This window comes from Phenylobacterium sp. (genome assembly GCF_036501465.1).
GTDB lineage: Bacteria > Pseudomonadota > Alphaproteobacteria > Caulobacterales > Caulobacteraceae > Phenylobacterium.
In genome coordinates, this window is sequence record NZ_DASYAF010000045.1 from 46,942 (window position 1) to 69,429 (window position 22,488).

Genomic DNA, 22,488 nt, shown 5'->3' on the forward strand with positions numbered 1-22,488 from the left:
GGCTCCGGCGGCGCGAAAGGCCACTGATAGCACGGCGTGGCGGCCACACAGCTAGACCCTGTCCCGATTGGCTCGCCAATCGGGATGAACAGGGTCGTCGCCTTTTTGACCTTCGAGCCCTTCTCGTCCGCTCACGATGAGCATCGTGAGCGGGAAGGGCTCGCGTGGCGACCAAGCCACACACGCCGTTCGCCATATTGCTAAGGCCGAACTGACAACGACAGGCCGCGTTTGAAGCCGAACCCGAAAGGGTCGGGCTGTTCGCGTACTGAAGTTGAGGACCCTCCCCAATGAAGACCCTGTTGATTACCGCCGTTTCCGCCGCCGCCCTGGCGGCGCTGGCGCCGGCCGCAGCTTCGGCCCAGACCACCGCCGCGCCGTCCTTCACCTCGCCCAGCCTCTACGGCACCCTGGGCTACGACGACGTCGACATGAGCCATCAGAACCTGGGCGCGCTCCAGGGCCGCCTGGGCGCACGCTTCAGCCAGTACTTCGGCGTCGAGGGCGAATATTCCTACGGCGTGAAGGGCGACAAGATCGGCGTCGCCGGCGCGCCGGATGTGAAGGTGCAGCAGAACAGCCAGGAAGCGATCTATGGCGTCGGCTTCCTGCCCATCAACCCGAACTTCGATCTGCTGGCCCGGGTCGGCTACGGCCACACCGCCGGCACCGGCTCCGTGCCTGGGGTGACGCCGGGGGTGCGCGGCGATTCCTGGAACTACGGCGTCGGCGGCCAGTACATGTTCGACGGTAAGAACGGCGTGCGCCTGGACTACACGCGCGAGTCCTTCCAGCCGCGCGGGTCCGATGACGCCAACGTCTGGGCGGTGTCCTACGTTCGCAAGTTCTAGGCCTGCCACGACGCAGATGCGTCAGGAAGCCCCGTCGGTCTCGGCGGGGCTTTTCCTTGACCGGAGGGTTCCGGATCGCCAGCTTCCGGCCTCGTGAACACCGCAGCCCTGATCCAGCTCGCCGTTTCGGCGCTCGCCGTTGCGATGATGATCGGCCTCGCCGCCTGGGCCACGCGCGGCCGCGGCGCGCCGGCGCTGGATGAGCCCGCCGCGCGGCGCCTGCTCGCCGAGGAATTCCCCGACCGGACGGTCGAAGCCCTCTGGCTCGCCGCCGATGGAAAAGGCGCGGTGGCGAAGTCCGTCGACCTGGCCCTGGTGCTGGCGCGGATGGGCGATGGATACATGGCCCGCAAGCTGGCCTGGAGCGAGGCGGCCGCGACCCCGGTCCGCGACGGCAGGCTGCGTCTGGCGCTCAGAGAGCCGGGCGCGCCGCGCGCGATCCTGACCTTCGCCGCCTGGCCGCCAAAGGATCTGCCGGCATGAAGCTTCCGACCGATCCCGTCACGCTTGCGACGCCGTTCTTCATCCTGAGCGTGATCCTCGAGGTCGTGCTGGCGCGCTTCGGCAAGCTGAAGGCGCACTATGAGACGAAGGACACCGCCGTCTCGCTCGTCATGGGCCTGTTCTCGACGCTCTCCAGCCTGCCGATCGCGGGCCTCAGCTTCGCCGCGGCGATCTGGTGCTACCACCACCGCGCCTTCACGATCCCGATGACCGCCGTCTGGGCCTGGGTGGCCGTCTTCCTGCTGGAGGACCTGACCTACTACGTTTTCCATCGGCTCAGCCACGAGCGGCGCGTCTGGTGGGCGGCGCACGTCAACCACCACTCCTCGCAGCACTACAACCTGTCGACGGCGCTGCGGCAGACCTGGACCGGCGGCGTGGCCTTCACCTGGGCGCTGTGGCTGCCACTGTCGCTGCTGGGGTTTCCGCCGGCCATGGTGGCCATCGAAAAGGGGATCAGCCTCGTCTACCAGTACTGGATCCACACCGAGGCCATCGGGCGCATGCCGGGCTGGTTCGAGGCGGTGTTCAACACGCCGTCGCATCACCGGGTGCACCATGCCAGGAACCCGCGCTACCTCGACAGGAACTACGCCGGCATCCTGATCGTCTGGGACCGCCTGTTCGGCACCTTCCAGCCGGAGCTGGACGAGGAGGCGCCGCGCTACGGCCTGGTGCACAACCTCGGGACCTTCAACGTCCTGCGCGTGGCCTTCCACGAATGGATCGGCATCGGCCAGGACCTCCTGCGCCAGCCGCGCCACGCGCTAGGCTGGTTGTTCGGCCCGCCTGGCTGGAGCCCGGACGGCAGCCGTGACACCTCCACGTCGCTGAAGGCGCAATGGACCGCGCGGCAGGCCCAGGCGGAGCTGAAGGCCAAGCAGGACGCGGTCTGACCGCAAGACCGCAGTTTTGGAGAAGCGGCGGCAGGAGGCCCAGACTAGAACCGGCCCCAGCAAATGGAGGTCACCTTGAGCACCCTGATCCGGAAAACCCATCGCTGGCTGTCCCTTCTCTTTACAGCCGGCGTCGTCATCAACCTGGTGACCTATTCAATCGTCGGCAAGGATCACCCGCCGCCGTTCTGGGTGAACCTGCTGGCGCTGGTTCCGGTGTTCCTGCTTCTGCTGAGCGGCCTGTACCTGTTCTTCCTGCCCTATGTTCTGCGGCGGCCGAAAGCGGTCAGTCGCGCAGCAGCGGCAGGCTGAGGCCCGAGACCGGCCGCGCACCCAGGATCTCGCGGCGGAAGCGGTAGAGCTCGGCCGGGCGGCCGCCGGTCTCCACGTCCATGCGGCCGAGGCCCTCCACCAGCTCGGCGCGTTCCAGGGCGCGGCGGAAGTTCTGCTTGTGCAGGGGCACGCCGGCGATCGCCTCGACCGCGCGCTGCAGGGCCGAAAGCGTGAAGGCTTCCGGCATCAGCTCGAAGACCACCGGCCGGTACTTCAGCTTGCCGCGCAGGCGGGAAACCGCGGTGGCCAGGATGCGGCGGTGGTCGCTCAGCATCGGCTCGCCCAGGGCGGCGCTGAGCGGGGCGGGCAGGGCGGCGGCGGCCTCGCCGCGGTCGCGGGCCGCCTCGCGCGCCAGCCCGGCCTCATAGAGCAGCTCATAGCGCTCCAGCACCCGCTCCTCGTTCCAGGGCGCGCCGTCGAAGGCGAACAGCAGGCGCGCGCGGCTGAGGCGCTGGGCGTCGGGTCCGGCCCAGCGGCGCAGCGCCTCCTCGATCAGCGGCATGGCCTCGGGGCGCCCCTCGCGCCAGTCCTCATAGGGGAAGAACCGCGTCCAGGGCCGCCAGTCGGAACCGGGCGCGTGGGTTTCCACCGCCGCCGTCGCCAGCCCCAGATAGCCCACCGAGATCACGCGGGCGTGCTGGCCGTCGCCGTCCTGGGGCGCCTCGCCGCCGGCCGCCGCCATGTCCGCCAGGGGCGCGTCGCGGCCCTTGTCGCCGAAGGTGTAGAGCTGCTCCACATAGCCCAGGGAAAACCGCGTCTGGGCGGCCACGAAGGCGCGCAGCGCCAGCTCGAAGGTGCGGTGGCCCTTGGGGTCGAACGGGCCGAACGGCAGGCCCTCGAGCGGCGCGCCGGGCGGGCGCACCGCCAGCACCAGGGCGTCGTCGCCCTGCACGGCCACCACCACGGCCGACAGGCCGATGACCACCAAGCTGTCGGGCGTCCCGCTCATTCGGTGTCGAAGGCCCCGGCGCCGGGCGTGTAGCCGGCCGCGTCGGACAGCACGTGGAACCGCTCAAGGTAGCGCGCCTGGGCGGCGGCCGGCGGCAGCGGGTCGATGGTCAGGCTGTAGCCGCGGGGCGGGGCGTCGAAGAAGGCGAGCGACTCCGCATGGGTGAAGCCGGCCAGTTGGGTCGCCTCGAAGAAAGCGCAGGCGCGGTCGGCCTGCTTGATCAGCCGTTTGACCTCGGCAGGAACCTTCGCCGGCAGGCCGAAGCGCACGTGGATGGCGTGTTCCAGCCGCTCCTCGAAGTCCTTGTAGTTGACGCCCAGCGCCGCCTTGAACGGCGAGATCATATCGCCGATCACATATTCCGAGGCGTCGTGCAGCAGCGCGGCCAGCCGCCAGCGCGGAACGATGTCGGGCTGGATGTGGGCCATGATCTCCTCCACCACCACCGAGTGCTGGGCGACGGAAAAGGCGTGTTCACCCACGGTCTGGCCGTTCCAGCGCGCCACCCGGGCCAGGCCGTGGGCGATGTCCTCGATCTCGATGTCCATGGGCGAGGGGTCGAGCAGGTCGAGGCGGCGGCCCGACAGCATCCGCTGCCAGGCGCGTGGTCCGGCCTTGGCCGCAACCTTCCTCATCCACGCATCCCCTTGCTCACGAAAGCGTTCCCTCCACAGCCAAGCTCATTGGCGCCAGTGTCACAGCCCGGTCTGACGTGACCTAGGGGATGACAAAGATCAATGCGAGCATAAGGCTTCAGGCGCTGAAGTTCACGCTGAGGAGGAACCCGCATCGATGAGTTGGGCTCGTATCATGGCGCCGCTGTCCGGCGGGGCCGGCGACGCTGCGGCCGTGGCCGCGGCGGTCATGCTGGCCGAACCGTTCCAGGCCGAGATGGCGGGTGTCTACACGCCGGCCGACGTGGCCGACGTCATGCCCTGGATGGGCGAGGGGTTCCTGGGCGGCGTGCAGACCACGGCCCTGGAGTCGCTCAAGGAAGCTGCGCAGGCCGGTGAGAAGGCCGCGCGGTCGGCCATGGAGAGCGTCACCTACGCCAAGAGCCGCTTCGTCGCCTTGCAGACGCCGGTCTGGGCGGGGCTCTCGGCCGAGAGCCGGCTGTCCGACGTGGTGGTCTTCACTTCCGATCCGCCGCGCGGTCGCGGGCCCCTGGCTGAGGCTTTCCAGCAGATGATGGCCGACGAACAGCGCCCCGTTCTGATCGCCAGGCCGGGCCTGACGACGGTGGGCGGCACGATCGCCGTGGCCTGGGACGGCGGCAAGGAGGCAAGCCGCGCGGCGCGCCTGGCGCTGCCGCTCCTGGAAAAGGCCGGCAAGGCGGTGATCCTGGCCGCGCCGAAGGCCAGTTCGCGCAGTTTCGACCCGAAACGGCTGCAATCCTACTACGCCGCGCGCGGGGTCCAGGCCGAGGTCGACACCCTGCCCGACAGCGGCGACGCCGCGCCGCTCCTGCTTTATGCCTCGAAAAAGGCCGGGGCGGAGATCCTGGTGGCCGGCGCCTTCGGCCATCCCCGGCTGCAGGAGTTCATCTTCGGGGGCACCACCCGCACCCTTTTGAACTCTGACGAGCCTTCGCTGTTCTTGTCTCACTAGTCGGGCTCCCCAACTGTCATAAGGGCTCCCAGAAGGAATTCCGGAATGAACCTGTCGCGCATCGTCATGCGGCTTGCCCGCAATCCTGGCACCGAATTCGCCGGTGGCGACGATCACCGCGGCTATGCGCTCACCGCGCCGCTCACCGACGACGGCCACCTCGACGAGACCGCCTACGCCAAGGCGCGCGACGCCTGCGTGGTGCGCCGTTTCTCGCCGGACGAGGATCCCAGCGACGGCCGCCTGGCGCGCAAGGGCCAGCGCTGGTTCTTCGACTATGACGAAGGCGAGACAGCCGAAGACGAGCCCGTCCACCGCCTGGGCCAGCACCGCTTCGCGGTGGGCGAATACGTCACCATCACCGATGAGGATGGCCGGCCGCTGACCTACAAGGTGGTCGAGGTGCAGCCCACCGCCTGATTTCCGGTGCGCCGCGTGGCGGAGGGGGCAGGGCTAGGCCGGCTCCCTAGATGCCGCCGTTGTGGCGCACCAGGCGCTTCACGTCGTCGGAAACGCTGTGGTGGCGCCCGCGCGCCTTGAAGACCGCCACGGTGACCGGCCCGATCTTCGGCCCCGCCGCCTCGTAGCCGACCGCCTTCCAGCCGTCCTTCAGGTTGTCCTTGGCGAGGATGTAGGTGGCGCGGAAGCCGTGCCGCGCGCGGGTGAAGGCTTCGCCGCGCAGACGCACCTCGCGGCTCACCCGCACGGTGGCCCCGTCCTCCCCGGCGTCCACATGCACGGCGCCCATGTTGACGTTGGCCTTGTCGTCGTCGGCGCTGATGTGGATTCCGGGCAGGTTGATGTCGGCGTGGTCGCCGTGGCCCTCGCCATCCTGCACGGTGACGCCGTTGGTCCCGATGGAAAGCTGGCCGCCGTTCCGCTCCGCGTCCTCGTGCGCATCGTGCAGGGCGTCGAAGGCGGCCTGTTTCTGGGCGGCGGCCGCGGCGCTGGCGCCGTCGCTGCCGGCCTTGGCGATCGCCGAGGCATTGGCGCCCTTGGCGTCAGCGCTTTCGGCGCCGGCCTTGGCGTCCGCCGCCGTCGTCGCCTGATCGGTCTGCTCGCTCTGCAATTCCTGCTCGACCGGCTGCAGCGCCGCCTCATAGGTCGTGGTGACCGGGATCAGCCGCAGCTGCACCTGGTCGCCGTCTTCCGAAAGGTAGTCGCAGGTCTTCTTGTCGGGCGCGGCGCTCTTCAGCTTCAGGTCGCCCTCTTCCGACGGACAATCGAGCGCCACCCGCGCGGTGGGCGGAGTCGACGGGCCGCAGGCCGAAAGCGCGGCCAGCGCCAGGCCGCAGGCGGAGACGAAGAAGATCGGCCTCATGCAAAGGGCTCCAGTCGGTTCTTGCGTGAAGCCTGACCGGAGCCCCTTCAAAAGGCGAGTGAATTCGATGTAACCGCGGTTACAAATCCGACATCTGGCGGGCTATTGGCCGGGCCGCGACCCCGCGCCCTCGCGCCGCGCCAGGAACGCCAGGCGCTCGAACAGGTGCACGTCCTGCTCGTTCTTCAACAGCGCGCCATGCAGCGGCGGGATCAGCTTGGTGGGATCCTTCTCCTTCAGGGCGTCGGCGTCGATGTCCTCGACCATCAGCAGCTTCAGCCAGTCCAGCAGCTCGGAGGTGGAGGGCTTCTTCTTCAGGCCAGGCACCTTGCGCATGTCGTAGAAGATGCGCAGCGCCTCGGCGACCAGCTTCTGCTTGATGCCCGGATAGTGCACCTCGATGATCTCGTTCATCGTCTCGGCTTCGGGGAAGCGGATGTAGTGGAAGAAGCAGCGGCGCAGGAAGGCGTCGGGCAGCTCCTTCTCGTTGTTCGAGGTGATGATCACGATCGGGCGGACCTTGGCCTTGATCGTCTCGTCGGTCTCGTAGACGTAGAACTCCATGCGATCGAGCTCCTGCAGGAGGTCGTTCGGGAATTCGATGTCGGCCTTGTCGATCTCGTCGATCAGCAGCACCGGGCGCTTGGCGGCGGTGAAGGCCTCCCAGAGCTTGCCCTTCTTGATGTAGTTGCGGACGTCCTTCACCCGCTCGTCGCCGAGCTGGCTGTCGCGCAGGCGGGTGACCGCATCGTATTCGTAGAGGCCTTGCAGGGCCTTGGTGGTCGACTTGATGTGCCAGGTGATCAGGTCTGCGCCCAGCGCCTCGGCGATCTCATAGGCCAGGACGGTCTTGCCGGTGCCGGGCTCGCCCTTGATGAGCAGCGGCCGCTCGAGCGCCACGGCGGCGTTGACGGCCACCTTCAGGTCCTCGGTGGCGATGTATCGGTCAGTACCTTCGAAACGCTCGCTCATGGGCTCCCCGCCGGCGGGACGGACCCGCATTCGAACAGTTGTTTGTCTTGCGGCCAGCCTAAAGACGCACGCGCAGCTTGCAAGCGGCTTTGGGGAGCCGGCCCTGCGACGGAAGGCGTCACATTGTGGCGCGGGCGGATTCGGCGCTAGTTGAAGCGCAAGGGAGGTCCAACGCCTTGAATCTCGCCATCCTTCAGGCCCGCATGACCTCCTCGCGCCTGCCCGGAAAGGTCATGGCGCCGGTGCTGGGCGAGCCGATGATCGGCCGCCAGGTGGAGCGGCTGCGCCGCTCCAAACGCATCGACCGGCTGATGGTCGCCACCAGCGCCGGCGAGAGCGACGACCCGCTGGCGGCCTATTGCGAGGGCCTTGAGCTCACCGTCTACCGCGGCGCCCTGGACGATGTGCTGGAACGCTATGCGACCGCGGCGCGGCTGTTCCCGAAGGCCACGGCGGTGGTGCGGCTGACCGCCGACTGCCCGCTCACCGACCCCGAGCTGATCGACAAGGTCATCGACCATCATCACGAGGCGAACGCCGACTACACCTCCAACACCTTGGGGACGCGCACCTATCCACACGGCCTGGACGCCGAAGTGATCCGCCCGGAGGTGCTGCAGGAGGCGGCCGAGCGCGCCGCCGATCCCTACGAGCGCGAGCATGTGACGCCCTACGTCTACCGCCGCCCCGAGACCTACCGCCTGGCGGGCGTGGCGCGGCACGATTCCCTGGCGCGCCTGCGCTGGACGGTGGACCTGCCGAGCGACCTGGCTTTCGTGCGTGAGGTCTACGCCAAGCTCTATCCCTACGATCCGGAGTTCGGCTCCGACGCCGTCGTGGCCCTGGACGTGAACAGCGCCGAGGTTCCCGCATGAGCGCGCCGCCAAAGACCGCGCCGCATGTCGTCCTGCGCGAGCTGGCGGCCAGCGACCGCGACAGGCTCCTGGCCTGGCGCAACCAGCCGGAGGTGGCGCGCTGGATGTATAGCGATCATGCCATCTCGCCGGAAGAACACGCCCGATGGTTCGAAGCCGCCATGGCCGATCGCCGTCGCCGCTACTGGGTGATCGAGGCCGGCGGCAAGCCGGTAGGCCTTGCCAATCTCTACGACCTGGCCCCCGAACATCGCCGGACGAGCTGGGCCTACTACCTGGCCGATCCGTCGACGCGTGGCCAGGGGATCGGCGCCTTCGTGGAATATTGGGTGATCGAGCACGTGTTCGCTGACCTGGGTCTCCACAAGCTCTGGTGCGAGGTGCTGATCGGCAACGAAGGGGTGTGGAAGCTGCATGAGGGCTTCGGCTTCCGCCGCGAGGCGCTGTTCCGCGACCATGTGATGAAGGACGGCGCGCCCGCCGACGTGGTGGGCCTGGGGCTCCTGAAGTCGGACTGGGTGGTGCAACGGCCCGCCAGCCGCGAGCGGCTGGTCAGCCGCGGCTTCGAGCTGCCCTAGCGCCAACCGGCCGAGCTCGGAGCAGTGGCGGTTCCTCGATCGGGCGGCGGGCGCGTCCTGACGATCGGGTCCGCTAGTCCTTGGCGCGGGTCACGCCGCCGCGGTTCTCCGCATAGCCCATGGCCTGCAGGTCGGCGTCGGAAACACCGGTCCTCTGGAAGTCCGAGACGTCGTCCTCGCCGCCCTCGACGCTGTCGGCGTCGCCGACCTCGTCCAGACCCTCGATGCTGCGCGCGGACACCCGATCTTCGTTGAAGCCGTCCTCCGGTCCCTGGCCGTCCAGGTCGTCCTCCCGCTCCGCCGTCGCGGCGTGCAGGTCGGTTTCGTCGTCCTCTTCAGTGTCGGCGTCGCCGAACGCGTCCTCCTGGAATTCGTCGGCGTCGAGCGCCAGGGCCTCGTCGTCGTCGCGGTCGCCATCGGCCTGGGTGACGTCGAGCACGTCGTCCAGTTCTTCGAATGTGCGCATCTCGCCGCGCAGTTCGTTGGCGTCGAGGTTGTCCTCGTCAAAGGCTTCTGCGCCGTCCTGGGGCTCGGCGTCGCCGAAGGCGTCGTTGGGGTCGGGCATGGCGGGTCTCCTCGAACGGGCGTCGAAGGATCAACCCGGAGGAAGCCTCAGCGTTCCTTGACGAATCCGCCCACGGCGTCGGCGACCTCGGCCATCACCGGCTCCCACTGGCCGAAGGCCGGGGGCAGGAAAACCTCCGTCCTCGGGTACCAGGGATAGCGCTTCGTCTGGCCCATCCGCGGCCACGCGCCGGGCGTCGAGATCAGGAAGGCCGGCGTTCCGCAGGCCGCAGCGATGTTGAGCGTGGCGTTGGAGAAGCCCACCACCAGGTCGAGCGCCGAGGACAGGGCGGCGACGTCGTCCAGATCCTGCTTGAGGTCGATGCCCGGCGGCGACCAGATCTCGACCCCGAAATCGCGCCTGGCCTGTTCAAGTTCGGCGGCGCAGTCACCGTACTGCAGGTTGACGAAGGTGACGCCGGCCTGCGCCAGCACCGGCGCCCAGGTCTCGAAGGGTGAGAAGAAGCGATGGCGGTTGTCCTTGCCGACCGCGCTCTTCCAGAGCAGGCCGACTTTCAGCCCTTTCGGGGCCGCCTTGAGCTCTTTGCGCCAATGGGCGACCCGCTTTGGATCGGCGGTGAGGAAGCTCTCGCGGGTGGGGAAGGCGTCCAGCGAGCGGCGGAATTCGCGCAGCAGGCTGCCCATCGGCGTCCAGAGTTCAGCCACGTCGGGAGTCTCAAGGACCGGGGCGGCGCGCAGGAAGCGGGTTCCGGCCATGTAGGTCGCGTGCGCGCTGACCGCCGCATCCGGGAACGAGCGCTGGAACAGTGGGACCAGCCGGGTCTCCACGGCCAGCGACAGCTTGCCGTCGGGGCCCAGGGCCTCCAGCAGCTCGGGCAGGACATTGCCGAACAGCACCTCGTCGCCCAGGCCCTGTTCGCCCACCGCCAGCAGGCGCTTGCCGGCCAGGGGCTCGCCCGGGTTCCAGCGCGGCAGGTCGACGGCGAAGGCGACCCGGTCGCTGAACTGCGGGTGCAGCCGCGCCTCGTACTCGTCCCAGCCTTCGCCGATGCGCCCGACATTGAGCAGGATCGTGGAGCGCGACAGGCGCATCATCTGCCGCTCGTCTTCCGGCAGGACATTGTCCAGCGCCGCCTCGCAGTCTTCCAGCGCGCCGGCCGGATCGTTCAGCATCAGCTTGGCGTTGCCGCGGTTGTAGCGGGCCTTGGGAAACGCGGGGTCCAGCCGCACCGCCTCGCCCACGAATTGCAGAGCGTTGACGAAGTCCCCCTGTTCGGAGACCACCGTGCCCAGGGTGTTCCAGAGCATCGCGAACTCCGGCGCCTTCATGATCGCCGAGCGCAGGATTTCGATGGCCTCGCCGTGGCGGCCCTGGTCGCGCACGGCGCAGGCCAGGTTGTTCGCGCCCTCGGGGTGGTCGGGATAGCGCTCCAGGAACAGCCGGAAGAAGGCCTCGGCCTGCGGCGTCATGCCCATGCGGAAGGCCAGGCGGCCGAGGTCGTTGGCCACCTCGGCGTGGTCCGGCAGCAGCTTCAGGGCGGATTCGTAGGCGCGGATGGAGTTGGCGAAGTCGCCGCAGCGCTCCAGCGCGATGCCCAGCAGGTACCAGCCCAGGCCGCTGCGCTCGTCCTGCTCCAGGGCCTTCAGCGCCCATTCGCAGGCGCCCTGCGAATCCGCGGCGTGGATGCAGTCGATCGCCCGCTGCAGCATGGGCGCGGACGAGATCGCCTTCAGCTCGGCGACGGCGCTGTTGAGCTTGGCGAGCGCGCTGCTGGAGCCGGCCGTTCCCAGGGCGTCGGCGGTGATCCGCTGCGGCGTCGGGGCCGCGGTCTGCAGCGCCGGGGTCGCGGCGGCGGTGGCCGGGGCGTTGAGGGCGGGAATAAAATCGCTGTCGGGGGCCTGACGCGGCATGAACCTGGAGTCTCCGGCGGATACGGACTCCTCTGCGAACATGGCTAACGAGCCCTTAAGCCCGGCGCCGATTTCCGCCCTGGCCTGCGTCAGGCCGCCGCGCCTCGCCAGCTGAGCAATGGGCCGTTAACCCGCTCAGCCTAACTCTTCGTGCGCGCGGTCCGGCAGAAGGCGACAATGGACCATTCGAATCGTAGGGTCGGTTCGTCACGCGTGGCTACGGGAGGCGGACTTTGCCGCTGAAATTGTCGCTGAAGCCGGGGGAGAAGTTCGTTCTCAACGGCGCCGTCGTGCAGAACGGGGATCGCCGCGGCGTCCTGGTCCTGCAGAACAAGGCCTCTGTCCTTCGCGAGAAGGACATCATGCAGGAGGATGAGGTCAACACGCCCGCGCGGCACATCTACTTCCCCGTGATGATGATGTACCTCGATGAGGCGAACGCCGAGCGCTACTACGACGAGTTCGTCCGCCGGCTCACGGAATTCATGAATGTCATCAGCAATCCGGACGTCTTGGCCGAATGCGTCGAGATCTCCCGCAACTGCATGACGCGCGAGTATTACAAGGCGCTGATGAGGTGCCGGAAGCTAATGGACTACGAAGAAGAGAGGCTGGGGAATGTCCCTAAGAGCGTATCAACAGGCGGCGACGCGGGTTGAGAACCCGCGCGAGACCGAATATCGCCTGTTCGCCCAGGTCACCCTGGCGCTGATCGAAGCCGGAAAGGCTGACATCAGCGATATTCCGGCTCGCATCGACGCGCTGGACTGGAACCGGCGCGTGTGGACCACGCTGAGCGACGATTGCTCCAGCCCGGGCAATCGCCTGCCGCCCCAGTTGCGCGCCTCGATCATCTCGCTCGCGATCTTCGTGGGCCGTCACACCTCCAAGGTGATCCGCGGCCAGGAGCCGATCGACCTGCTGGTCGACATCAATCGCACGGTCATGCAGGGCCTGATGCCCGCGCCGCTCCCCTCCAGCGCCGCCGCCTGATCGGCCCGGCCGGCGGCTGCTGGCCTCCGTCCAAGATTGCGTTCCCGACGCCCGCGCCGCCCTGGCGCGGGCGCTTCGCGGCTGGGCGCCTTCTGCCCGGGGGCCCGGCAGCTTTTGCCTATCACGCCCGCGGCTCGGCAGATTTTGCCGGTCCGAAACGTGCTTAATCGACCTATAACGCTGTAAAATAAAAATCTTATGGGGTGATGAGAGGGCGCCCGAAATGGCCCGATGCTTGCTGCCATGGGGACCGAGCAAAACGCTCACGGCTGCCAAAAGGCGGCTGAAGACCTGAGAAAAGGAACTACCTATGTCGTTCTCCGTGAACACCAATGTCGGCGCGATGGTTGCGCTGCAGAACCTGTCTTCGACGCAAGCGGACCTGATGACCACGGAAAACCGGGTCAACACGGGCCTGGCGGTTTCTTCGGCCAAGGACAACGCCGCGGTCTGGGCTATCGCTCAGAACCAACGCGCCACCTCGGACTCGCTGAACTCCGTGATCTCGTCGCTGCAACGCGGTCAATCGACCGTCGACGTCGCGCTGTCGGCCGGCACCTCGGTGGCCGACCTTCTCAACCAGATGAAGGAGAAGGCTCTCGCCGCGGCGGACACCACCCTCGACACCAACAGCCGCAACGCCCTGAACACCGAATTCCAATCGCTGCGTGACCAGATCACCAAGGTGGTCGGTAACGCCGTGTTCAACGGCGGCAACATGCTGCAGTCGGGCGGTACGACGGTGAAGGCCCTGGCCAACGCCGACGCGACCTCCGTGATCACCGTGCAAGCTCAAAACCTGTCGCTGGGCGGCACCGTCCTCACGACGGCGCTGAGCGCGACGGCGACGATCGGTACGGTCACCACCGCGACGAACATGATCGGCACCCTGAACACCGCGATCGCGAACGTTTCCAGCGCCCTCGGCAAGCTGGGTACGGGCGACAAGGCTCTGGCGTCGCACCTGACGTTCATCCAGAACCTGCAGAACACGATCGACGCGGGTGTCGGCAACCTCGTGGACGCCGACCTGGCGAAGGAAAGCGCGAACCTCCAGGCGCTGCAGACCAAGCAGCAACTGGGCATTCAGGCGCTCTCGATCGCCAACCAGTCGTCCTCGATCCTCCTCGGCCTGTTCCGATAGGCCGGTCAGCGGCGGTGGGGAGCTCGTCTCCCCACCGTCCGCTCTTTCCTTCATTGGAGCGTAGGCGCGAAGAGCGCCTTCGACAGATGAGATGGACAGCAAGGTTGCGACCTTCGCAGCCACGCCAGATCCCACCTACGGCCAAAGGACTCCGCAGAAAGCGCGCCCCGACAGTACCGGGACCAGCCCTGCGGCGCCCCCCAGCCAGGATCCGGCCGACATGCGATTGGTCATCGAAGAGGACAAAGCCAGCAATTCCTACGTCTACAAAACGGTCGATCGGCTGACGGGCAAGGTCATTCAGCAATTGCCCAGGGAGCAGGTCCTGCAGTTGCGGGAACAGCTCGAGTACGAAGCCGGCTCGGTCGTCAAGACCAAGGCCTGATCCTCTAGCCGCCCCTTCTGGACCGGGGCGAAAATTAAGACCTGTTACCGCCCCGGTTAAGCCGGAGGCGGCAATCGTCGTTGGCGTTAACCATCTGCCAACCACGATTCCATAGCTTCTCGCTCGAAAGCCCCCACGACTCGCAACTAAGGCGAGTAGGGCGGCCCCGAGGAGACCGCCGATGGCGTTGAGCGTACATACCAACGATGCCGCGCTGATCGCGCTGCAGAACCTGAACAACACCACAGGCCAACTGCAGGATGTTCAGAACCGGATCAGCACCGGCCTGGCGATCAATTCCGCCAAGGATAACGCCTCGGTCTGGGCCATCGCCCAGGGGCAGAGGGCCGACATCGGCTCGCTCGGCGCGGTGAAATCCAGTCTGGATCGCGCGACCTCGATCGCTGACGTGGCGTCTACGGCCGGTCAGACGATCTCGGACCTGCTGGTGCAGATGAAGACCAAGGTGGTGGCCGCGATGGACCCGTCCATCGACACCGCCTCGCGAACCGCCCTGGACAGCGACTTCAAGTCGATCCTGCGGCAGATCACCCAGGTCATCCAGAACGCGAACTTCGACGGCGCGAACATGCTCAACGGCTCGGTGAGCCAGATCAAGTTCATCGCCAACGCCGATGCGACTGGATTCATTACGCTTTCCAGCCAAAATCTGAGCCTGGGCGGCAGCATCATCACGGTGCCGTCGACGGCGTCGCTGAGCACGATCACCTTTGCGACCAATGTGCTGGCGCAGCTCACCACCTCGATCAGCCAGACCAACCAGGCGCTGGGCAACCTTGGTTCCCAGTCCAAGGAAATCACCAACCACAACACCTTCGTCCAGCAGCTTTCCGACCAGCTGACGACGGGCGTGGGCAATCTGGTCGACGCCGACCTGGCCAAGGAAAGCGCCCGCCTGCAGGCCCTGCAGGTGCAGCAGCAACTCGGCACCCAGGCGCTGTCGATCGCCAACCAGGCGCCGCAAGTCATCCTGTCGCTGTTCAAGTAGCGACCACCCCTTTCCGTTGGGGCTTAAGGAAGAGCCCGGGCCGCCCGCCCGGGCTTTTTCTTCGCCTCGGATCCGGCGCGCGCCGTTAACGCGTTTTCCGAGGCGAAGGCTGGCGTTTCTTAACGATCGGGCAGGGCTTCCGAGAGCATGGTGCACGCGCGGACAGTTGCGTCCGCGCTAGGCGTGTCATGGTCACTTCGGCGAACCAGAGTTATGTGCTCGGCCTGTTCAACACGTCGAACACCAACAGCTTCGGCATCATCAGCCTGGACCTGTCCTCGCTGGCGACGACGCCTATAAGCACCGCCAGCCTCGCCGGAATCTCGTCGTCGGGCGCGGGCGCCGCATCGCAATCCACCCCGCCGGCGCCGCCCTGGAACACCCAGGAGACCGCGGCCCAGTCGAACACCAATGTCCAGAGCGCGCTCGCCGGCCAGCCGATCATGGGGGGCTCGAACACCCCGCAGCTCAGCACGCCGGACCCGACGGGCGACTACACCAAGCTGTTCTCGCTCTACCAGGGGCTGACCTCGCTGGAGGACATCGCCACCGCTGCCAACACCAACAAGGATCCGGAGCAGGCGATCCAGCTGGAGAACGCCTTCCAGAACGGCCTCTCGCAGGTCTCCAGCTTCGTCGACGGCACGACCTTCAAGGGCCTGCGGCTGGCCGACGGCACCAACCAGACCAGCGCCCAGGCGACCCTGGCGATCAACAAGCCGGCGACCACCTACACCACCGCGCCGCTGACCAACTCGATGACCGCCGACGTGCCGGCCTTCGACGGCAACGTGCAGTTCAACATCAATGTGACGCTGAACAAGAAGACCACGGCGATCCCGATCGATCTGTCGAACCTGGGATCTCAGCCGCGCAGTATCTCGAATGTTGTCATCTATATAAACCAGCAGCTTAAGGCGGCCGGCGTCGAGACGCGCGTCGCCCTCGACCGCATTCCCGGGCAGCCGCAGACCATCACGGCGGCCGGGACCACCGTGACCTTGCCGGCCGGCCCCGACCAGTTCGCCATGCAGGTGAATATCGGCACCAGCGAGACGGTGAGCTTCGACGCGCCGCAGACCGCCAACGCGGTCTATGTCGGCGAGACCGTCGGCAATCCGGACCCCGACAGCGACCCGACAACCAACGATTCCGACACCAACGCCCAGCTGGTGAAGATCCAGACCGACACCAGCAGCGTCCCCGCGGCGCCGCAGAACGGCCAGGCGAACTACGTCCCCGGCCAGGTCTTCACCCAGAACCTCGGCCCCAACATCGGCACGGTCCACGCCACCCAGGTCGGCCCGGACGGTTCGGTCTACGTGCTGGCCGACGTCAGCGGCACGGTGAACAACCAGACGATCAACGGGACCCAGGACGTGGCCCTGCTGAAGTACGATTCCGCCGGCAACCTCATCTATACGCGCACCCTGGGCGACGCGAGCACCGCCAGCGGCCTCAGCCTGGCGGTCTCCTCCACCGGCCAGGTGGCGGTGGCGGGCCAGGTGACCGGCGAACTCGACGGCTCGACCGACGGGGCGCTGAACTCAGGCGCCACAGGCTCGTTCAGCGACAACACCGACAGCTTCGTCACCCTCTACGACAACCAGGGCAACGAGCTCTGGACCTCCCGCCGCGGTTCGCGCCTGCAGGACCAGGCGAGTTCGGTGGCCTTCAGCGCCGACGGCTCGACCGTCTATGTGGCCGGCCAGGCGCAGGGCGTCATGCCGGGCGGATCGACCGCCATCGGCGGCTACGACGGCTATGTCGAGGGCCTGACCACCGATCCTAAGACGGGCGCGCCCAAGGCGGCCTTCACCCAGACCTTCGGAACCACCAGCCAGGACCAGGTCAAGGGCATGGTGGTCGACGGCAACACCATGATCACGGCCAGCGTCGAGAACGGCCACGCGATCCTGCGCAACTTCGACCTGTCGTCGGGAACACCGGTGCAGCAGTCGACCCGCGACCTCGGCGACCTACAGGGCGGGACTATCGCCGGTCTGTCGCTGAACGGCTCCGGCCAGGTGGTGGTGGCCGGCACGACGACCAACGGCGCGCTCAACGCCGGCACGGTGACCAGCGCGGCCTCCGGCGGCACGGACGCCTTCGCCGCCCAGATCGACGAGAACCTGGCCGACAGCCCGAACAACGACATCGCCTACTACGGCGGCAGCGGCGACGACCGCGCCACGGGGCTGGCGGTGTCCAACGGCCAGGTCTGGATCACGGGCACGGCGGGGACCGATCTGCCGAACCTGCCCAAGGTGGGCAAGCGGGACGGCTTCGTCGCCAACATCAACATCGCCACCGGCGCGGTCGGCTACTCGACCCGCTTCAGCGGCAAGGACGGCATGACCGCGCCGACCTCCATCGCGGTCGACAGCTCCGGCGCCAGCGTGCTGGACAAGCTGGGCCTGCCCAAGGGCGTCATCGGCGGCGACCAGTCGCAGCAGCTCACCTCGCAAAGCTCCCTGCGGGCGGGCGATTCGTTCACCGTCGGCGTCGGCAACAGCCCGCCCACGAAGATCACCATCGATCCGGGCGAGACGCTCAGCACCCTGGCGACCAAGATCCAGCGGGCCACCGGCTTCGAGGCCACCGCCACGGTCACCACCAGCCTCACCGGCCAGCAGCAGCTTTCCGTCAAACCCGCTTATCCCCAGGCCGAGATCGTGTTCGGCGCCGGGCCGGCGAGCAGCAATGCGCTTGCGATGCTGGGCTTGCCGGAAGGCGTGCTGGACCAGACCACCTTCAGCAACAACCAGACCCTGCCCGCGGACGGCGGGGCCAAGATCTACGGCCTGGGCCTGTCAAGCACGCTGAACCTCAATTCGGCGCCGCAGATCGCCCACGCCCAGGCGGTGATCGCCGCGGCCCAGGGCGTGGTGCGCCAGGCCTACAAGGACCTGGTGGCCGCCGCGAACCCGCCGAGTCCGGCCCAGCAGGCCGCGGCCAACAACGCCAGCGCCAACAATCCGGTGCCGACCTACCTGACCAATGAGCTCGCCAACCTGCAGGCGGGCCTGGCGCGCCTGACCGGCGGCAGCGGCAGCGCCTCGATCTCCTCCCTGCTCTGAGCCGCCCCGCGCTTGAAACGCGCGGCCCTGGGGGCTAGCCAGGATCATGGATTTCCTGAAGGACGGCAGGACCCGGCTGGCGCTCGGCGGCGCGATCGTGGCGCTTCTCGCCGGCCTCGCCATCGCCTGGGCGCTCGTTTCTCAGCACCGCGGCGAGAAAACGCCGCCGCCGCCGGCCTCCCAGGGCGGCTTGGTCATCGAGTCCAGGGGCGCGCCGCCGTCGAAGGTCGACGCCGCCAGGACCCTGCGCTGTTTCGTGGCCGGCCAGTACGTCGGCGACCTGGCCCTGGCGGACTGTGCGAAGCGGAACGGCGTCGCCACCGACGCCCTGGACGTGGGCCTCGACCAGACCGGCGCGCTGGCGGCCGCCAACCAGGCCGGCGCGATGATCACACCCCTGCCGCCACAGGCCGCCGCGTCGCCTTCGCCGGCGTCCGAGGCGCCTGAACCCGTCCAGACTCCGGGCGCAATCCCGCAGACGGCGGCCGGTCCGGCGGATGTCTGCTGGCGCTACGCCGCAGGCCAATGGCGGCGGATCACGCCGGACATGCCGCTCACCGCCTGCGCCCAGGCGTTGTTCGCCGGTCGCTGCGAGCGGGCAGGGGACGCCGCCTACGGCCGCTGGGCCCAGCAGACCCTGCGCCTGACCCCCGGCCATATCGACATCTCGTCCGACAACCGCAGCTTCCGCCCGCTCATGGACCACCCCGCCTGCCAGCCGCTGGGCTGATCAAGAGGTCGACCAGCCGGCTCGCGCATCGCTGTTTACTTGTGTAGATTCCGCGCATGATCCGCTTCACGCCCCTCGCCGCCGCCATCCTCGCCGCCGCCATCCTCGCCGCGACTGGCCTTTCGGCCTGCCAGAAGCAGACCGAGCCGCCGGGAACCACAGGGGTCTGCTACCACGTGGTCCCGCTGAAGGGCGGCCAGCTGAAGTACAACAAGCTGGTCATGGCGCCGAACCTTGAGACCTGCGCCGCCAACCTCGAGGCCATGCGCATCAAGTTCCTGAAGATGGGCGGATCGCAGCAGAATATCTATGGCGCCTATCAATCGAATTTCCTGTTTCTTCAAGCGGAAGGCGTCCTGACTTCAACCAGTCTGGAAGGTCCGCGTTACGTGGCCCTGGTGCGCACCGGCGACGGCCGGCTGGCGATTCCGGGCGCCATGCCCATGCCGCAGCAATAGGCGCAAGAAGTCTGTGGACGGTTGGTCGCCGTCGTGAACAAAGACGGAACAAAGTTCTTGCTGTCGCGATGATCGGCGGCTAGCTTGCCGGCGGGCAGGAGCCCGCAACCACGGAAGCTTAGGACATCAACATGGCGGGCAGCGTCAACAAGGTCATCCTGATCGGCAACCTCGGGGCCGATCCCGAAATCCGGTCCCTCAACTCCGGCGACCGCGTCGCCAACCTGCGCATCGCCACCTCGGAAAACTGGCGCGACAAGGGCAGCGGCGAGCGGCGGGAAAAGACCGAGTGGCACCGCGTCGTGGTGTTCAACGAGAACATCGTGCGCGTCTGTGAGCAGTATCTGCGCAAGGGCGCCAAAGTCTATGTCGAGGGCGCGCTGCAGACCCGCAAATACCAGGACCAGTCGGGCGCCGAGCGCTTTTCCACCGAGATCGTGCTGCAGAAGTTCCGCGGCGAACTCACCATGCTCGACGGCCGCGGCGAGGGCGCCGAGGCGGGCGAGGGCGGCGGCTACAGCAACGGCGGCGGCTTCTCCTCCGGCCCGCGGACGCAGAGCGCGGCGCCGCGTGAGGACTTCTCCGCCGACCTGGACGACGAGATCCCCTTCTAGGCGGGACTATTTTCCGGTTCCCGCGGCCGGATCGGGGCAGGTGTCGCCCAGGCGCTTGGCGTCGGTGGTCGCGTGGACCGGGATGTTCAGGCCTCCCAGGCTGGCCACCACGCGGGCTTCCACGTGCATGCTATCGGCGGTGTAGACACCTTCGCCGCTGATGGGCACCGGCGGGCCGTCCTTGGTGGCGCAGGTGCCTTGCAGCTTGATCTTGCCGGCCCCGATCTCCTTGGTCGGATAGGTGCATTTGTAGATGTGATTGATCCGGCCCTCCATGAACTTGACGACGTCGGAGGGCTGGATGCAGCGTCGATCGGTCTTCGGGCCCACCAGGGGTATGCCGGTGACCTTGCTGGTGGTCTCCCAGTAGCCGGGGTTGATGGCCTTCTGGGCGACGGCCGGCCCGGCGGCGGCCAGCGCCAGGACGGCGGGGGCCAGCACGGCCAGGAGCGGGGCGGCGGTAGGCTGTCGGGTCATGACGCGGACCTAGGCGGAAGAATGCGGCGGAGTTGGGGAGCCGGCGTGCGCGGCGCAAGCGCCAATGTCATCCGGGCGAAATGTCGAGCTTGCCCGTGTTGGCCTCCCGGACCACCTGGCCGGCCTCATCGTAGAGGAACGGCAGGAAGGCGTAGCGGCGCCCGCGGGTGACCGGCGTGGCCTCGTGCTGCAGGCCGCAGGCGAAGACCACCGCCCCGCCGGTGGGCGGCCGGTAGGTGCGCGTGCCGAACTCAGGGAACCGCAGGTCACCGCCCTCGAAGTCCTCGGCGTTCAGGTTGATCGAGACCGCGAACTTGCGGTGCCGGGTGCCGAAGGTCTCGTTGTCGCGGTGGGGGCGGAAATAGCCACCCTCCTCGGCGTCGTAGCGGGCGACCAGATAGCGCTCGAGCCGGGTGGTCTTGAACTGGTAGGCCTTCTCGATCTCCGGTGCGATCCGCCGGGCGATGCGCCCGAGCAACCGGTCGCGCAGGTCGCGATCCTCGATGAAGACGTCCCGGCGCTTCTTGAAGTCGTCCAGCACGCCAACGGTGCGGCCATCCACGTCGCGCATGACGCCGGAGGGCGTCCCGCCCTGGGCGTCGTAAAGCGCGATCAACTCGCGGCAGATATTGGGCTCGATGACCCGCGGAATGATCAGCACCGGGGCGTACAGCGCCACGCCGGCATAGTCGTCGAGCGGCGGCAGCCGGTCCAGTTCGGCGGTCAGCGCGTCCGCCTGCTCCGCGGCGCCGGCCCAGAGCACCCGATGCGAGGGGTCCAGCAGCAGCCAGAACGGATGCTCCGTCCCGTCGGCGTCCAGGGCCCCATAGAGCCGGCTCACCTGGCCCTCGGCGTCGAGGAACCAGCGCAGTCCCGGGAGCTGGTTGCGGACGCTGGCGATCGAGGCCGCATCATGGACCACCAGGAAGGCTGTGAGCTTGTTGTCGTCGAACAGGCGGCGGCGCGACTGGAACGCGGCGATCGCGGCGTCGCGCGCCGAGCCGGGCGGCGGCAGGAAGCCCAGGAGCAGGTAGTGACCCACCGTCGTGCTGAAATGGAAGTTGTCGGTCGCCGGGCTCGGCAGGGTGAACCAGGGCGCGGGATCGCCAGGCGCGAAGGGCGGCGTCCAGGCGGCGAGGTCGGGGCGGGCGTCCACTACAGCGCCGCCTCGGTCTCGCCCGCCCGGGCGTGATAGGCCGCGCGGATCGCCGCGCCCGCTTCGTCGTAGAAGAACGGCAGGAAGGCGTAGCGGCGGCCCCGGGTCACCCGCGTCGCCTCGTGCAGCAGGCTACAAGAGAACACCACCGCCCCGCCCACCGGCGGCCGGTAGGTCTTGTGGCCGAACTCTGGAAAGCGCAGGTCGCCGCCTTCGAAGTCGCCGTTGAGGTTGATCGAACAGGCGAACCGGCGGTGGGCGGTGCCCTGGGTCGTGGAATCCCGATGAGCGTGGAACACCGCCTCGTCGGCGGCGTCGTAGCAGGCCAGGACATAGCGCTCGATCCGGGTGACCTCGAAGCCCAGGCCGCGCTCGATCATCGGGAAAAGCCGCCGCTGCATCCGCTCGCGCAGCAGCGCCTGCAGGTCCTCGTCGCCGATCAGGACGTCGCGGCGCTTCTTCAGCTCGTCCATCACCGCCACAGTGCGCTCGCCCACGTCGCGCATGACGCCGGTGAAACGCCCGCCGTCCGCCTGGTGCAGGGCGATCAGCCGCGCGCAGAGCTCCGGCTCGAAGATCCGGGGCACGGTCAGCACAGGCGCATGCAGGGGCACGCCGGCATGGTCCGATGGCGGTTTCAGCCGGGACAGGGCGGCGAAGATCATCTCGGTGTTACCGATGCCCACATGGCCCAGCACCCGCAGGCTCGGGTCAAGCAGCAGCCAGTGCGGATGCTCCGCGCCGTCCGGGCCCAGCGCGCGGTACTGGCGGCTGATGGCGCCATCGAGGTCGAGGAACCAGCGCAGGCCGGGCATGTCCCTGGCGGTCGCCGCCGTCTCGGGATCGCGGGTCACCACGAACGCGCTCAGCTTCTCGTCGTCGAACAGCTCGCGATGGCCGGCCAGGGCCTTCACCGCCACGGTCGCCGTGGCGTTGTCGCCCGCCGGCAGGAAGGCCAGCAGGACGTAGCGCCCGGCCACCGTGTCGAACAGGAACTCAGGATTGGTGGGCGTCGGCGCTTTGAACCAGGGCGCGGGCTCGCCGATGATGAGCGACATGGAGGGCGGGGGTCCGGTGGCGGGCGTGATCGCGCTGTGTTTTAGGACGCCGCCGCGGCGC

General features: G+C 68.0%; 26 protein-coding genes. 17 read left to right on the plus strand and 9 right to left on the minus strand.

Features of this window, described 5'->3' with window-relative positions:
* Window positions 1–290 precede the first annotated feature (290 nt).
* The 4 genes from VGL85_RS04485 to VGL85_RS04500 all read left to right on the plus strand — a co-directional run bounded on the left by VGL85_RS04485 (window position 291) and on the right by VGL85_RS04500 (window position 2,563).
* Entirely contained in the window at window positions 291–851 is a 561-nt protein-coding gene (locus VGL85_RS04485; protein ID WP_331586414.1) for a porin family protein, read from the plus strand.
* A 93-nt stretch (window positions 852–944) separates the two neighbouring features.
* Entirely contained in the window at window positions 945–1,334 is a 390-nt protein-coding gene (locus VGL85_RS04490) for a hypothetical protein (protein ID WP_331586416.1), read from the plus strand.
* Entirely contained in the window at window positions 1,331–2,251 is a 921-nt protein-coding gene (locus tag VGL85_RS04495; RefSeq protein WP_331586418.1) for a sterol desaturase family protein, read from the plus strand. Before VGL85_RS04490 ends, VGL85_RS04495 begins: the two co-directional genes overlap by 4 nt.
* Window positions 2,252–2,326: 75 nt before the next feature.
* The gene (locus VGL85_RS04500) at window positions 2,327–2,563 is read left to right on the plus strand and encodes a hypothetical protein (RefSeq protein ID WP_331586420.1); all 237 of its coding nucleotides are present in this window, start codon (window positions 2,327–2,329) and stop codon (window positions 2,561–2,563) included.
* On the opposite strand, the gene VGL85_RS04505 is transcribed toward VGL85_RS04500, so the two are convergent.
* Together VGL85_RS04505 and VGL85_RS04510 are read right to left on the minus strand one after the other, a co-directional pair.
* Window positions 2,538–3,533 carry an NUDIX hydrolase gene (locus tag VGL85_RS04505; RefSeq protein WP_331586422.1) on the minus strand — a complete coding sequence of 332 codons (996 nt, stop codon included), beginning with the start codon at window positions 3,531–3,533 and terminating at the stop codon, window positions 2,538–2,540. The genes VGL85_RS04500 and VGL85_RS04505 overlap by 26 nt on opposite strands.
* Window positions 3,530–4,168 carry an HD family hydrolase gene (locus VGL85_RS04510; protein ID WP_331586424.1) on the minus strand — a complete coding sequence of 213 codons (639 nt, stop codon included), beginning with the start codon at window positions 4,166–4,168 and terminating at the stop codon, window positions 3,530–3,532. Before VGL85_RS04510 ends, VGL85_RS04505 begins: the two co-directional genes overlap by 4 nt.
* Before the next feature lie 157 nt (window positions 4,169–4,325).
* Between VGL85_RS04510 and VGL85_RS04515 the strand changes: the two genes are divergently transcribed.
* Window positions 4,326–5,141, plus strand: a complete 816-nt coding sequence (locus tag VGL85_RS04515; RefSeq protein WP_331586426.1) for a universal stress protein — start codon at window positions 4,326–4,328, stop codon at window positions 5,139–5,141.
* A 45-nt stretch (window positions 5,142–5,186) separates the two neighbouring features.
* Entirely contained in the window at window positions 5,187–5,561 is a 375-nt protein-coding gene (locus VGL85_RS04520) for a hypothetical protein (RefSeq protein WP_331586428.1), read from the plus strand.
* A 46-nt stretch (window positions 5,562–5,607) separates the two neighbouring features.
* Here the strand turns inward: VGL85_RS04520 and VGL85_RS04525 are convergent, their stop codons facing one another.
* The gene (locus VGL85_RS04525) at window positions 5,608–6,462 is read right to left on the minus strand and encodes a hypothetical protein (RefSeq protein WP_331586430.1); all 855 of its coding nucleotides are present in this window, start codon (window positions 6,460–6,462) and stop codon (window positions 5,608–5,610) included.
* A gap of 102 nt (window positions 6,463–6,564) precedes the next feature.
* Window positions 6,565–7,434, minus strand: coding sequence for a MoxR family ATPase (locus VGL85_RS04530; RefSeq protein WP_331586432.1), 870 nt, complete (start codon window positions 7,432–7,434; stop codon window positions 6,565–6,567).
* 176 nt (window positions 7,435–7,610) lie between these two features.
* On the opposite strand from VGL85_RS04530, the gene VGL85_RS04535 reads away from it, so the two are divergent.
* Both VGL85_RS04535 and pseH read left to right on the plus strand, forming a co-directional pair.
* Complete coding sequence (locus VGL85_RS04535) at window positions 7,611–8,309, plus strand: glycosyltransferase family protein (protein ID WP_331586434.1); 699 nt, start codon at window positions 7,611–7,613, stop codon at window positions 8,307–8,309.
* Window positions 8,306–8,887, plus strand: a complete 582-nt coding sequence (gene pseH, locus VGL85_RS04540; RefSeq protein WP_331586436.1) for a UDP-4-amino-4,6-dideoxy-N-acetyl-beta-L-altrosamine N-acetyltransferase — start codon at window positions 8,306–8,308, stop codon at window positions 8,885–8,887. The genes VGL85_RS04535 and pseH overlap by 4 nt, the downstream gene beginning before the upstream one ends.
* 73 nt (window positions 8,888–8,960) lie before the next feature.
* On the opposite strand, the gene VGL85_RS04545 is transcribed toward pseH, so the two are convergent.
* Together VGL85_RS04545 and VGL85_RS04550 are read right to left on the minus strand one after the other, a co-directional pair.
* The gene (locus VGL85_RS04545; protein WP_331586438.1) at window positions 8,961–9,452 is read right to left on the minus strand and encodes a hypothetical protein; all 492 of its coding nucleotides are present in this window, start codon (window positions 9,450–9,452) and stop codon (window positions 8,961–8,963) included.
* Between the two features lie 47 nt (window positions 9,453–9,499).
* Window positions 9,500–11,323: a tetratricopeptide repeat-containing glycosyltransferase family protein gene (locus VGL85_RS04550; RefSeq protein WP_331586440.1), complete on the minus strand. Its 1,824-nt coding sequence runs from the start codon at window positions 11,321–11,323 to the stop codon at window positions 9,500–9,502.
* A gap of 233 nt (window positions 11,324–11,556) precedes the next feature.
* On the opposite strand from VGL85_RS04550, the gene flbT reads away from it, so the two are divergent.
* The 9 genes from flbT (at window position 11,557) to ssb (ending at window position 19,736) form a co-directional block, all read left to right on the plus strand.
* The gene (gene flbT, locus VGL85_RS04555; RefSeq protein ID WP_331586442.1) at window positions 11,557–11,982 is read left to right on the plus strand and encodes a flagellar biosynthesis repressor FlbT; all 426 of its coding nucleotides are present in this window, start codon (window positions 11,557–11,559) and stop codon (window positions 11,980–11,982) included.
* Window positions 11,942–12,316, plus strand: a complete 375-nt coding sequence (gene flaF / locus VGL85_RS04560) for a flagellar biosynthesis regulator FlaF (protein WP_331586444.1) — start codon at window positions 11,942–11,944, stop codon at window positions 12,314–12,316. Before flbT ends, flaF begins: the two co-directional genes overlap by 41 nt.
* Before the next feature lie 310 nt (window positions 12,317–12,626).
* Window positions 12,627–13,460, plus strand: a complete 834-nt coding sequence (locus VGL85_RS04565) for a flagellin (protein ID WP_331586446.1) — start codon at window positions 12,627–12,629, stop codon at window positions 13,458–13,460.
* A gap of 91 nt (window positions 13,461–13,551) precedes the next feature.
* Window positions 13,552–13,845 carry a flagellar protein FlaG gene (locus tag VGL85_RS04570; protein WP_331586448.1) on the plus strand — a complete coding sequence of 98 codons (294 nt, stop codon included), beginning with the start codon at window positions 13,552–13,554 and terminating at the stop codon, window positions 13,843–13,845.
* A gap of 181 nt (window positions 13,846–14,026) precedes the next feature.
* Window positions 14,027–14,854 carry a flagellin gene (locus VGL85_RS04575; RefSeq protein ID WP_331586450.1) on the plus strand — a complete coding sequence of 276 codons (828 nt, stop codon included), beginning with the start codon at window positions 14,027–14,029 and terminating at the stop codon, window positions 14,852–14,854.
* A gap of 188 nt (window positions 14,855–15,042) precedes the next feature.
* Window positions 15,043–17,934 (plus strand): hypothetical protein, encoded by a 2,892-nt coding sequence (locus VGL85_RS04580; RefSeq protein WP_331586452.1) that lies wholly within the window; start codon window positions 15,043–15,045, stop codon window positions 17,932–17,934.
* 46 nt (window positions 17,935–17,980) lie between these two features.
* Complete coding sequence (locus VGL85_RS04585) at window positions 17,981–18,664, plus strand: hypothetical protein (RefSeq protein WP_331586454.1); 684 nt, start codon at window positions 17,981–17,983, stop codon at window positions 18,662–18,664.
* Between the two features lie 56 nt (window positions 18,665–18,720).
* The gene (locus VGL85_RS04590) at window positions 18,721–19,122 is read left to right on the plus strand and encodes a hypothetical protein (RefSeq protein WP_331586456.1); all 402 of its coding nucleotides are present in this window, start codon (window positions 18,721–18,723) and stop codon (window positions 19,120–19,122) included.
* A 131-nt stretch (window positions 19,123–19,253) separates the two neighbouring features.
* The gene (gene ssb / locus VGL85_RS04595) at window positions 19,254–19,736 is read left to right on the plus strand and encodes a single-stranded DNA-binding protein (RefSeq protein WP_331586458.1); all 483 of its coding nucleotides are present in this window, start codon (window positions 19,254–19,256) and stop codon (window positions 19,734–19,736) included.
* A gap of 6 nt (window positions 19,737–19,742) precedes the next feature.
* Here ssb and VGL85_RS04600 read toward each other — a convergent pair whose 3' ends face one another.
* The 3 genes from VGL85_RS04600 to VGL85_RS04610 form a co-directional block, all read right to left on the minus strand.
* The gene (locus tag VGL85_RS04600; protein ID WP_331586460.1) at window positions 19,743–20,213 is read right to left on the minus strand and encodes a DUF3617 domain-containing protein; all 471 of its coding nucleotides are present in this window, start codon (window positions 20,211–20,213) and stop codon (window positions 19,743–19,745) included.
* Window positions 20,214–20,280: 67 nt separating this feature from the next.
* Complete coding sequence (locus tag VGL85_RS04605) at window positions 20,281–21,369, minus strand: 2OG-Fe(II) oxygenase family protein (protein ID WP_331586462.1); 1,089 nt, start codon at window positions 21,367–21,369, stop codon at window positions 20,281–20,283.
* Window positions 21,369–22,427, minus strand: coding sequence for a 2OG-Fe(II) oxygenase (locus tag VGL85_RS04610; protein WP_331586465.1), 1,059 nt, complete (start codon window positions 22,425–22,427; stop codon window positions 21,369–21,371). The genes VGL85_RS04605 and VGL85_RS04610 overlap by 1 nt, the downstream gene beginning before the upstream one ends.
* Window positions 22,428–22,488: the final 61 nt, after the last annotated feature.

Coding starts and splice junctions, on each gene's coding strand:
- VGL85_RS04580 (WP_331586452.1), top strand. CDS start 15,043: ATGGTCACTTCGGCGAACCAGAGTTATGTGCTCGGCCTGTTCAACACG.
- flaF (WP_331586444.1), top strand. CDS start 11,942: ATGTCCCTAAGAGCGTATCAACAGGCGGCGACGCGGGTTGAGAACCCG.
- ssb (WP_331586458.1), top strand. CDS start 19,254: ATGGCGGGCAGCGTCAACAAGGTCATCCTGATCGGCAACCTCGGGGCC.
- VGL85_RS04600 (WP_331586460.1), bottom strand. CDS start 20,213: ATGACCCGACAGCCTACCGCCGCCCCGCTCCTGGCCGTGCTGGCCCCC.
- VGL85_RS04545 (WP_331586438.1), bottom strand. CDS start 9,452: ATGCCCGACCCCAACGACGCCTTCGGCGACGCCGAGCCCCAGGACGGC.
- pseH (WP_331586436.1), top strand. CDS start 8,306: ATGAGCGCGCCGCCAAAGACCGCGCCGCATGTCGTCCTGCGCGAGCTG.
- VGL85_RS04575 (WP_331586450.1), top strand. CDS start 14,027: ATGGCGTTGAGCGTACATACCAACGATGCCGCGCTGATCGCGCTGCAG.
- VGL85_RS04530 (WP_331586432.1), bottom strand. CDS start 7,434: ATGAGCGAGCGTTTCGAAGGTACTGACCGATACATCGCCACCGAGGAC.
- VGL85_RS04525 (WP_331586430.1), bottom strand. CDS start 6,462: ATGAGGCCGATCTTCTTCGTCTCCGCCTGCGGCCTGGCGCTGGCCGCG.
- VGL85_RS04515 (WP_331586426.1), top strand. CDS start 4,326: ATGAGTTGGGCTCGTATCATGGCGCCGCTGTCCGGCGGGGCCGGCGAC.
- VGL85_RS04585 (WP_331586454.1), top strand. CDS start 17,981: ATGGATTTCCTGAAGGACGGCAGGACCCGGCTGGCGCTCGGCGGCGCG.
- VGL85_RS04590 (WP_331586456.1), top strand. CDS start 18,721: ATGATCCGCTTCACGCCCCTCGCCGCCGCCATCCTCGCCGCCGCCATC.
- VGL85_RS04610 (WP_331586465.1), bottom strand. CDS start 22,427: ATGTCGCTCATCATCGGCGAGCCCGCGCCCTGGTTCAAAGCGCCGACG.
- VGL85_RS04495 (WP_331586418.1), top strand. CDS start 1,331: ATGAAGCTTCCGACCGATCCCGTCACGCTTGCGACGCCGTTCTTCATC.
- VGL85_RS04485 (WP_331586414.1), top strand. CDS start 291: ATGAAGACCCTGTTGATTACCGCCGTTTCCGCCGCCGCCCTGGCGGCG.
- VGL85_RS04570 (WP_331586448.1), top strand. CDS start 13,552: ATGGACAGCAAGGTTGCGACCTTCGCAGCCACGCCAGATCCCACCTAC.
- VGL85_RS04505 (WP_331586422.1), bottom strand. CDS start 3,533: ATGAGCGGGACGCCCGACAGCTTGGTGGTCATCGGCCTGTCGGCCGTG.
- VGL85_RS04510 (WP_331586424.1), bottom strand. CDS start 4,168: ATGAGGAAGGTTGCGGCCAAGGCCGGACCACGCGCCTGGCAGCGGATG.
- VGL85_RS04520 (WP_331586428.1), top strand. CDS start 5,187: ATGAACCTGTCGCGCATCGTCATGCGGCTTGCCCGCAATCCTGGCACC.
- VGL85_RS04550 (WP_331586440.1), bottom strand. CDS start 11,323: ATGCCGCGTCAGGCCCCCGACAGCGATTTTATTCCCGCCCTCAACGCC.
- VGL85_RS04565 (WP_331586446.1), top strand. CDS start 12,627: ATGTCGTTCTCCGTGAACACCAATGTCGGCGCGATGGTTGCGCTGCAG.